The 9,865-nt window shown below is 64.9% G+C and carries 7 protein-coding genes; 6 read left to right on the top strand and 1 reads right to left on the bottom strand.

The genetic code is table 11. From position 1 onward, the window contains the following. Window positions 1-264 precede the first annotated feature (264 nt). The 3 genes from NK214_RS24405 to NK214_RS24395 all read left to right on the top strand — a co-directional run bounded on the left by NK214_RS24405 (window position 265) and on the right by NK214_RS24395 (window position 5,238). Window positions 265-684 carry a biopolymer transporter ExbD gene (locus tag NK214_RS24405; protein ID WP_227103648.1) on the top strand — a complete coding sequence of 140 codons (420 nt, stop codon included), beginning with the start codon at window positions 265-267 and terminating at the stop codon, window positions 682-684. A gap of 309 nt (window positions 685-993) precedes the next feature. After that, entirely contained in the window at window positions 994-2,109 is a 1,116-nt protein-coding gene (locus tag NK214_RS24400; RefSeq protein WP_227107753.1) for an efflux RND transporter periplasmic adaptor subunit, read from the top strand. Between the two features lie 15 nt (window positions 2,110-2,124). After that, window positions 2,125-5,238 (top strand): efflux RND transporter permease subunit, encoded by a 3,114-nt coding sequence (locus NK214_RS24395; protein ID WP_253315738.1) that lies wholly within the window; start codon window positions 2,125-2,127, stop codon window positions 5,236-5,238. A 52-nt stretch (window positions 5,239-5,290) separates the two neighbouring features. Here NK214_RS24395 and NK214_RS24390 read toward each other — a convergent pair whose 3' ends face one another. After that, window positions 5,291-5,656, bottom strand: coding sequence for a hypothetical protein (locus NK214_RS24390; protein ID WP_253315737.1), 366 nt, complete (start codon window positions 5,654-5,656; stop codon window positions 5,291-5,293). Between the two features lie 366 nt (window positions 5,657-6,022). Between NK214_RS24390 and NK214_RS24385 the strand changes: the two genes are divergently transcribed. From NK214_RS24385 to NK214_RS24375, 3 genes are read left to right on the top strand one after another with little or no spacing between them, the layout of a single operon-like run. Then, window positions 6,023-7,795, top strand: coding sequence for an ABC transporter substrate-binding protein (locus NK214_RS24385; protein WP_227107755.1), 1,773 nt, complete (start codon window positions 6,023-6,025; stop codon window positions 7,793-7,795). Window positions 7,796-7,816: 21 nt separating this feature from the next. Further along, a complete protein-coding gene (locus NK214_RS24380) occupies window positions 7,817-8,755 on the top strand; it encodes an ABC transporter permease (RefSeq protein WP_107799538.1) in 939 nt (312 codons plus the stop codon). A gap of 13 nt (window positions 8,756-8,768) precedes the next feature. Further along, entirely contained in the window at window positions 8,769-9,830 is a 1,062-nt protein-coding gene (locus tag NK214_RS24375) for an ABC transporter permease (RefSeq protein WP_253315736.1), read from the top strand. The last annotated feature ends 35 nt before the right edge of the window (window positions 9,831-9,865 follow it).

Raw genomic sequence — 9,865 nt, 5'->3', positions numbered from 1 at the left:
GATCTGGCGGCGAAGTACAGCCCGATCGGTCGGATTGTGCTGGCGGTGCAGCAGGCGGGCATCGTGAAGATCGCCTTTATTACCGAACCGCCGCCGCGCAATTGAACGGGGACCTCGAAAAACCGTAGCGAGCGGCACGAGAGCAAGGCGCACCGCGCGGAGCGACCGAGATAGTACAAGTAGTACAGCGAGGGAGCGAGCACGGAGCAACGCAGCTATCGAGCCGCGCAGCAGGTTTGTCGAGGTCACCGAAGGAGAACGAAGATGGGAATGAATGTAGGCTCGTCCGACGACGAGCTGATGGTGGAGATGAACACCACGCCCTTGATCGACGTGATGCTGGTGCTGCTGATCATGTTGATCATCACCATCCCGATCCAGACGCACGCGGTGAAGCTGGACATGCCGGTGAGCAGTCCGGCGAAGCCGATGGAGAAGCCGGTGGTGGTGCAGATCGACATTGCGGCGGACAACGGGATCTTGTGGAACGGAGAACGTTTGGCGAACCGGGAGGCTTTGGAGAAGAAGCTGACGGAAGCGGCGGCGCGGGCGCCGCAGCCGGAGTTCCACATCAAGCCGAACAAGGACGCGGGGTATGAGCCGGTGGCGATGGTGCTGGCGGAATCTCAGCGTTTGGGGGTGACTAAATTGGGCATCGTGGGCTCCGAGCAGTTTGTGCAATGACATATGTTTAATGGATAGTGTTGTGGCATGATAACGGGCGGCCGCAGTCAGGCCGCCCAAATGCTTGGCTGAGGCTTGTTCGCCCACGTTTCACAACAACAAGACAATACGACCACACAATGGCATATCCCGCGGCGAAGCCTGTGGGATGATGCCGAGCGGCCCTGGTCCGGCCGCGCCGGCGCAAGGGGGAATCTTGCGTCGTTTCATCGTCCTGGATGCGCGGCCGCCGAGCCTGACGCGGCGGCCGATAGCGCGTGTCCGAGCCCCGCGTCGCAGGCGGCTCAACCATAGAAAAGAACAAAACAGATGAACACACGATTTGTCATAGTCCCGCTCTTGTCGTTGACGCTGGCGGCTTGCGGCGCCAAGCCGTCCGACCCGCCCAAGGAGGGCGCCGCCGGCAAGGCCGCGGCCTCCGCGCCGGTGGCGCGGGCGCTGTCCACCGCGGATGTGATGGCGGCCAAGCCGCGCGCGCTGGCGGCGACGATCGCCTTCACCGGATCGCTCAACGCGCTGACCAGCGGCACCGTGGCCGCCGAGGTGGAGGCCCGGGTCAAGGAAGTGCGCGTGCGCGAGGGCGAGGCGGTCAAGCGCGGTCAGGTGCTGGCGGTGCTGGACGCCGAAGTGCTGTCGCAATCGGTGACGGAGCAGAACGCCCAGGTGGCCAACACCGAGGCGCGGCTGCGCCTGGCCAAGGTCAAACTGGAAAAACAGCGCGAGCTGCTGCACAAGGGCTTCATCTCGCAGATCGCCTATGACGAATTCGACAGCGATTACCGGGTGAAGGAGGGAGAGGCCAAGGCCCAGGCCACCCAGCTGGCGCGCGCGCGCCGGCTGCTGGCGGACACCCAGATCCGCGCGCCGATAGACGGCGTGGTCTACGAGCGCAAGATCAACCCCGGCGAAGTGGCCGGCAAGAACGCGGTGCTGTTCGCCATCGCCGATTTGTCGGTGCTGGAAATCGCCGCCACCGTGCCGGCGCGGCTGATCTCGCAGATCCAGCCCGGCATGCAGGCCGGCTTCAGCGTGGACGGCCTGGCCGAGCCGCAGCGCGGCGAAGTGGTGCGCATCAATCCGGTGGCGGTGGCGGGCACCCGCAGCTTCACCCTGTACATCCGCGTGAAGAACCCGGAGTACAAGCTGAAGGCCGGGCAGTTCGCCAAGGGCGGCATTGTGCTGCGCCAGATCAGCGACCAGATCGTGCTGCCGCTGCCGGCTATTCACGATCCGGACGGCCAGCCCTGGGTGCTGGTGGCGCGCCAGGGCCGGCTGGAGCGGCGGCCGGTGGAACTGTTGCTGCGTTCCGAGGCGGACCGGCTGGCGGCGGTGTCCGGGGTCAAGCCGGGCGAGCACGTGATCGCCGTGGACCTGGTGGGGGTGAAGGCCGGCGATCCGGTCTCCCTGCCGGGCAGCAAACTCTAAGCGGAGGGGCGCAGCATGTGGCTGACCCGAATCAGTGTCCGCAATCCCTATTTCGCCGCCGTGCTGATGATGACGCTGGTGGTGCTGGGCTTGTTTTCCTGGCAGCGGCTGGCGGTGGAGGAAATGCCGGACATCCGCTTCCCCATCGCCCTGGTGTCCACCGACTATCCGGGCGCCTCGCCGGAAGTGGTGGAAAGCGAAATCTCCAAGCCGGTGGAAGAGGCGGTCAACACCATCAACGGCATCAAGGAAATCCGCTCCTATTCCATGGAAGGCAATTCCACCGTGGTGGTGGAGTTTGAGCTGTCGGTGGATCCGGTGTCGGCGGTGCAGAACGTGCGGGACAAGATAGGCGCCATCCAGGGCCAGTTCCGCCGCGAGATCTCCGCGCCCACCGTGTCTCAGGTGGACCCCAACGACAACCCCATGCTGACCCTGGTGCTGACCTCGGACCAGACCCGGCCGCGCGAACTGACCACCTGGGTGGACAAGGTGTTGAAAAAGCGGCTGCAGATGGTGGCCGGCGTCGGCGACGTCAAGCTGATCGGCGGCGTGCGCCGCGAGATTCGCGTCGACGTGGACCCGGTGCGGCTGGAGGCCTCCGGCCTGTCCCTGCAGGACGTGGCCGACGCGCTGCGCGCCGCCAACCAGGATTTCCCCGCCGGCTCGGTGTCGGCGGTCAGCAAGGAGTGGGCGATCCGCGTCGCCGGCAAATTGAAATCCGCCGACGACTTCTCGCAACTGGCGGTGGGCTACCGCAACGGCGCGCCCATCCGGCTTGAGGACATCGCCACCGTGGCCGACACCGAGGCCGAGCAGTCCAGCATCTCGCTGATAGACGGCCGGCCCGGCGTGTCGCTGGACTTGCGCGCCGCGCGCGGCGCCAACGTGGTGGAAGTGGCCGAGGGCGTCAAGGCCAGGGTGGCGGAGCTGAAGAACCAGATGCCGGCCGGGGTCCAGGTGCGCTACACCTACGACACCGCCGAGGACGTGAAGAAGTCGCTGAACAACGTCGAATCCACGCTGCTGGAAGGCGCCGGCCTGACCGTGCTGATCGTCTTCCTGTTCCTGGGCAGCTGGCGCAGCACCGTGATCACCGGCCTGACCCTGCCGGTGTCCCTGATCGGCACCTTGTTCGCCATCCAGATGTTCGGCTTCACCCTGAACATGCTGACCCTGCTGGCCCTGTCGCTGTCCATCGGCCTCTTGATCGACGACGCCATCGTGGTGCGCGAAAACATCGTGCGCCACGCCGGCCTGGGCAAGAGCCATTATCAGGCCGCGCTGGACGGCACCAATGAAATCGGCCTGGCGGTGCTGGCCACCACGCTGACCGTGGTGGCGGTGTTCCTGCCGGTGGGCTTCATGGGCGGCATCATCGGCAAGTTCTTCCACCAGTTCGGCCTGACCGTGGCGGTGGCGGTGCTGATCTCCATGCTGGTCAGTTTCACGCTGGACCCGATGCTGTCCTCCATCTGGCACGATCCGCACCACCACGGCGACAAGCATCGCGGCCCGCTGGGGCGGATGCTGGACGCCTTCGAAAGCTCGCTGGACCGGTTGTCGGAGCGTTACGTCGGCGTGATCCGCTGGGCGCTGGGCCACCGCAAGACCGTGCTGGGCACGGCCTTGCTGCTGACCGTCGCCAGCTTCGCGCTGGTGCCGGGCATCGGCGGCGAGTTCATCCCGGAGCGCGACAGCGGCAAATTCACCATCAGCTACCAGACTGCGCCCGGATCGGCGCTGGAATACACCGCCACCAAGGGCCATGAACTGGCGGCGGCGGTGAAGGGCATTCCCGAAATCAAGTCGATCTCGATGAATGTGGGCGAGGGCAATTTCGGCGCCGGCAAGAACGACGGCTCGGTGACGGTGGACATCGGCGACAAGAACAGCCGCCAGCGCACCCTGGGCCAGGTGATCGCCGACGCGCGCGCGCGGGTGCTGCCGGTGGCCGGCGTCACCATCAAATCCGTGGCCAACGAGCAGCAGCAGGGCAAGCCGGTCAAGGTGGGCCTGCGCGGCAGCGATCTGCGCGAACTGAGCGCGGTGTCGGAAGACCTGATGCGCCGGCTGGGCAAGATCCACGGCGTGCGCGACATCGAATCCAACCTCAGCGAAGGCGACCCGGCGCTGAACCTGGTGCTCAAGCGCGACGCCGCCACCAGCCTGGGCGTGGACCTGGCCCGCGTGGGCAAGACTCTGTCCATCCTGTTGGCCGGCAACGCGGTCACCACCTGGGAAGCGCCGGACGGCGAAAACTACGACGTCAAGCTGCGGGTGCCCAAGTCCGAGCGCCGTCAGGAGCTGCTGGACGCGCTGACCGTGGCCGGGCGGCCGGATGCGCACGGCGCGGCCAATATGATCCCGCTGTCCTCGCTGATAGAGACCCGGCAGGGCATCAGCCCGCGCCAGATCAAGCGCGTCAACATGATGCGCGAGATCACCATCCTGGCCAATATCGAAGGCCGCGACGCCGGCACCGTCTCCGCCGAGGTGCATCAATTGGTGGAAGGCCTGAAGCTGCCGCCGGGCGTGATGCTGGTGCAGGGCGGCCAGCAAAAGGACATGCAGGAATCGCTGGGCTACGCGGTGCAGGCCTTGGCGCTGGGGGTGATCTTCATCTATCTGATCCTGGCCGCGCAGTTCCGCAGCTTCACGCTGCCGGTGACCATCATGATGGCCTTGCCGCTGGCCTTCGTCGGCGTGTTCTGTTCGCTGTATCTGTTTGGCTCCACGCTGAACATGTTCTCGGTGATCGGCATCATCATGCTGATGGGCCTGGCCGCCAAGAACGGCATCCTGCTGGTGGACTTCGTCAACCAGGCGCGGCGCGAAGGCATGGAGCGCAACCAGGCCATCGTCGAGGCCGGCCGGGTGCGGCTGCGCCCCATCATGATGACCAGCCTGGCGATGATCTTCGGCATGCTGCCCTTGGCGCTGGGCACCGGCGACGGTTCGGAAAGCAACCGGCCGATGGCGCACGCCATCATCGGCGGCTTGCTGACCTCCACCGTGCTGACCCTTATCGTGGTGCCGGTGGTCTACACCTATCTGGACGGCCTGCGCAGCCGGGTGCGCCGCCTGTTGGGCGGCAAGCCGGCGCACCAGCCGGCGGCCGAACATTGAAACGAAAAGAGCCTGCGTTTGCGCAGGCTCTTTCTTTTGGCGAGGACGGTGTTTAATTTTTAGGGGGCGCCACGCAGTCATTGCCCTCAAAGCTCACCGACTGAATGGTATGGGTTTTGGGATCGGCGACGAAGTTGGTGGTGCAGCGGTAATACACCGAGCCGCCGCCGCTGAAGCCCCAGGGGTAGTTGTAGAAACCGCCCTGATAGGGCATTTCCTGGCTGTAGGCGCTGCGGTAGGTGTAGAGCTGATTGCCGTTGGGCATGGTCAGCTGGCTGGTGGGCGCGCCCCATTGCGCCAGCATCTCGTTGACGTCGCGGCCGTGCCAGCTGTAGACCTTTTGCGCGTAACCCGCCTGGGTGGCGCAGCCGGTCAGCAGGCTGGCGGCCAGCAGGGACAGCGCTAGCGTTGTTTTCATGAGGCGCTCCTGAGCAATGTGCCAGGCGGGGGGAGACGGCGTCCGCCTGAGGTGGTTTGAAGGGATACTTTTACGATGGCGTCGCCGCCGCCGCTTGTCAACAAGCAGCGCCGGCGCACCTTGTTCATGAGTGTTAAGAACCTGTTTACGATCTGCTGCGCGTCGGCGGGATGGATAGAAATGGGCGTTAAAACCAAGCTCAAAATGCTCATGTACCACCTGTACATTCCGCTTTTTCGCTCGTTTCCGCCTTGTCTCGCCTTAGCTCGCGAGATCGTAAACACGTTCTAAGAGCCGCTAGAGCGGCGACATAATAAGCAGGCCGGTCCAAGACGCCAGGCCGAAGCGACAACAAAGGAGAAAATCATGAGCCTGAAGCGATGCGCGCTGCTGGCGCTGATGGCGTGGGGAGGCGTGTCGGCGCAGGCCGCCGACATGAACAAGGTGTTGCATGTGGCCTTCAACGCGCCGGAGACCGGTTTCGACCCGTCCAAGACCTCGGACATTTATTCCGGCGCCATCATCGAACACATCTTCGACCCGCTGCTGACCTTCGACTACCTGGCGCGGCCGGTCAAGGTGGTGCCCAATGTCGCCACCGCCATGCCCACGGTCAGCGCCGACGCCAAAACCTATACCTTCACCCTGAAAAAAGGCGTGTACTTCGCGCCGGACCCGGCCTTCAAGGGCAAGAAGCGCGAGCTGACGGCGGAAGACTACGTCTACGCCTTCAAGCGGCTGATCGATCCGGCGGTCGCCTCGCCGATCAGCGATCTGGTGGCCGGCAAGTTTGTCGGCCTGGACGCCTGGGCCAAGCCCGCCGGCGGCAAGATCAACTACGACGCGCCGGTGGCCGGCGTGCGCGCGCTGGACCGCTACACCCTGCAACTGAAGCTGACCCAGCCGTACCCGGCGCTGAAATACATCCTGGCCGCGCCCTTTGTGCAAGGCCAGGCGCGCGAGGCGGTGGAGGCTTACGGCAGCAACACCAACGCCCACCCGGTGGGCACCGGTCCCTATATGCTGGCCAAATGGCAGCCGGGCACCCACATCTCGCTGGTGGCCAACCCCCATTTCCGCAAGCAGACTTTCAACTACCCGCCGGGCGACAATCCGGAAGACCAGCGCGTCGCCCGCGAGATGAACGGCAAAAGCTACCCGCAGATCGGCCGCATCGAAGTGTCGGTGATCCAGGAGGAACAGCCCACCTGGCTGGCGTTCAAGAGCGCGGAGCTGGACCTGGTGGGCATTCCCCAGCCCTTGATCCGGCAGCTGCTGCGCATGGACCCGAGCAATCCGTGGCGGGCCGAGCTGAAGCCGGATCTCCAGCGCCAGGGCGTCCGCTTGCTGCGCAGCCTGGACGAGGAAATCACCTTCTACGCCTTCGGCATGAAAGACCCGGTGGTGGGCGGCTACGGCAAGGACAAGATCGCGCTGCGCCGCGCCATCACCATGGCCTTCAACACCGACGAAACCATACGCGACATCCGCCGCAACCAGGCGGTCAAGGTCCAGTACGTGGTGCCGCCCAATGTGGCCGGCCACAACCCGGATTTCCGCGGCGCCTTCCCCTACAACCCGGCGCTGGCCAACGCCTTGCTGGACCGCTTCGGCTACAAAAAGGGCGCGGACGGCTACCGCCGCCAGCCAAACGGCGCGCCGATGGTGGTGGACTTCCTGACCGGCCCCACCGCCATCGACAAGCAATGGAACGAGTACTGGCAGAAAGCCTTCGATCTGATCAAGGTGCGCGTGGACTTCCGCGTGATGCAGTGGAACGAACAGATCAAGGCGCAGCGCGAATGCAAGTTCGGCATGAACGGCGCGGCCTGGATCGCGGACTTCCCGGACGGCGAGAACTTCGTCCAGCTGCTGTACGGCCCCAATACCGGCGGCGTCAACTACGCCTGCTACCAGTCCGCGCGCTATGACCGGCTGTACGAGCAATCGCGCAATCTGGAAGACGGCCCGGAACGCAACCGGCTGTACGACGCGATGAACAAGATCGTGATGGCGGACACGCCCTGGGCCTTCAGCGACACCCGTTTCCGCAACACGCTGATCCAGCCCTGGGTGCGCGGCGCCAAGCTGCATCCCAACTACAACTACATCTGGCGTTTCCTGGACGTGCAGAAGTAAGCGGCAGGCGAGGAGAACATCATGTCCGCTTTTATCATCCGTCGCATCCTGCAGATGATCCCAACCCTGTTTGGCGTCATGCTGCTGGTTTTCACCCTGTTCACCCTGGTGGGAGGCGATCCGTCGCTGGTGCTGGCCGGCAAGCACCTGACGCCGGACGTGCTGGCCAATATCCGCGCCCAGCTGGGCCTGGATCAGAGCCTGCCGCAGCAGTTCTGGATCTTCGTCAAACAGGTGCTGACGCTGGACTTCGGCACCTCCTGGTCCACCCAGCAGCCGGTGGCCGACATCATCGGCAGCCGCGTCGGCCCGTCCTTGACGCTGACCGGCGCCATGCTGGTGGTGGACCTGCTGATCGCCATCCCGCTGGCGGCGCTGGTCGCTTATTTCCGCGGCGGCCTGACCGACCACATCGTCACCATCGCCTGCACCGTGGCCATGTCGGTCAGCGCGCTGGTCTACATCATCGCCGGCCAGTATTTCCTGGCCTTCAAAATGGGCTGGTTCCCGGTGCGCGGCTGGGGGGATGCCTTCTGGGTCAATCTCTTCGTCTACGTGCCGCTGCCGCTGCTGATGGGCCTGATGGTGTCCTTGGGGCCGGACATCCGCTTCTACCGCAGCTTCTTCGTTGAGGAAATCGGCCAGGACTACGTGCGCACCGCGCGCGCCAAGGGCCTGTCCGAACGCGCGGTGATGCTCAAGCACGTGCTGCGCAACGCGCTGATCCCGGTGGTGACCAGCGTGATGATGTCGCTGCCTTATATGTTGATCGGCGCGCTGGTGCTGGAAAGCTTCTTCGGCATTCCCGGCATGGGCAACGAGGTGGTGATGGCGGTGAACAAGAGCGATTTCCCGGTGATCAAGGCCATCACCATCTATATCGCCATCGCCACCATGGTGTTCAATCTGCTGGGCGATCTGGTCTACAAGCTGATCGACCCGCGCGTGCAGCTCAAGTGAGAGAGGGCTGGAAATGACGACATTGCATAATAGCGCCGGCGCCGCGCCGGCCGCCCCCTCGCGCGGTTTGTGGGCGCTGGGCTGGCAAAGGCTGAAACGCAAGAAAGTGGGCTTTGTTTCGCTGTGGATCGTGGCGGTCTACCTGCTGCTGGCCGTCGGCGGCTGGTTCAATCTGGTGGGCGGCGGCTGGACCGATGAAATCGCCGTGCCCTACGCGCCGCCCAGCTGGGTGCAGGCCTCCGCCGACGACGTGTTGCCGCCGGAGCCGGCCAAGCCCGCCCAGGCGTCCGCCCCCATCGTCACCATGACGCCGGAGGAAGACCCGATAGGCCAGGAGCTGCAACAGGCGCGGCAGCATGTGGGCGAATACGCGCAGGCCGCGCCGGCCAAGCGCGCCGCGCTGCCCTTCGGCGCGGATCTGCGCGGCCGCGACGTGATAGAGAAAACCCTGAAAGGCACGTCCACCTCCATCTTCGTCGGCGTGTTCGGCGCGGTGTCTGCTTTGTTGGTGGGCTGCGCGCTGGGCGCGGCGGCCGGTTATTTCGGCGGCAGGGTGGACGACGCGCTGGGCTGGTTTTACAGCGTGTTCACCTCGGTGCCGGACATGCTGTTGCTGTTGTCCTTCGCCGCCGTCTCCGGCCGCGGCATCACCACCATCGTCGCGGTGATGGCGCTGACCAGCTGGACCGGCACTTTCCGCCTGGTGCGCGCGGAATACCTGAAGCTCAAGGGCCGCGAATACGTGCAGGCGGCGGACGCCATCGGCGCCGGCAACGCCCGCAAGATGTTCGTCCACATCCTGCCCAATATCTCCCATCTGCTGCTGGTGCAGTTTTCCCTGCTCACCGTGGCGCTGATCAAGTACGAAGCCATCCTGTCCTTCCTCGGCTTCGGCGTCGGCGTGCGCCAGGTCAGCCTGGGATCGATGCTGGCGGAAGCGCCCACCGAGCTGATCCAGGGCTATTGGTGGCAAATGCTGGCGGTTACCTTGTCCATGTCGCTGCTGGTCACCGCCTTCAGCCTGTTGGTGGACGCGCTGCGCGACGCGCTGGACCCGCGCGCGGCGGCGAAGTGAGCGGGGAGAACAGACTATGACTCAGAACCAGACCC

The organism is Chromobacterium sp. S0633 (assembly GCF_024158805.1).
Lineage (GTDB): Bacteria > Pseudomonadota > Gammaproteobacteria > Burkholderiales > Chromobacteriaceae > Chromobacterium.
This window is presented reverse-complemented; position numbering and strand designations above follow the sequence as displayed.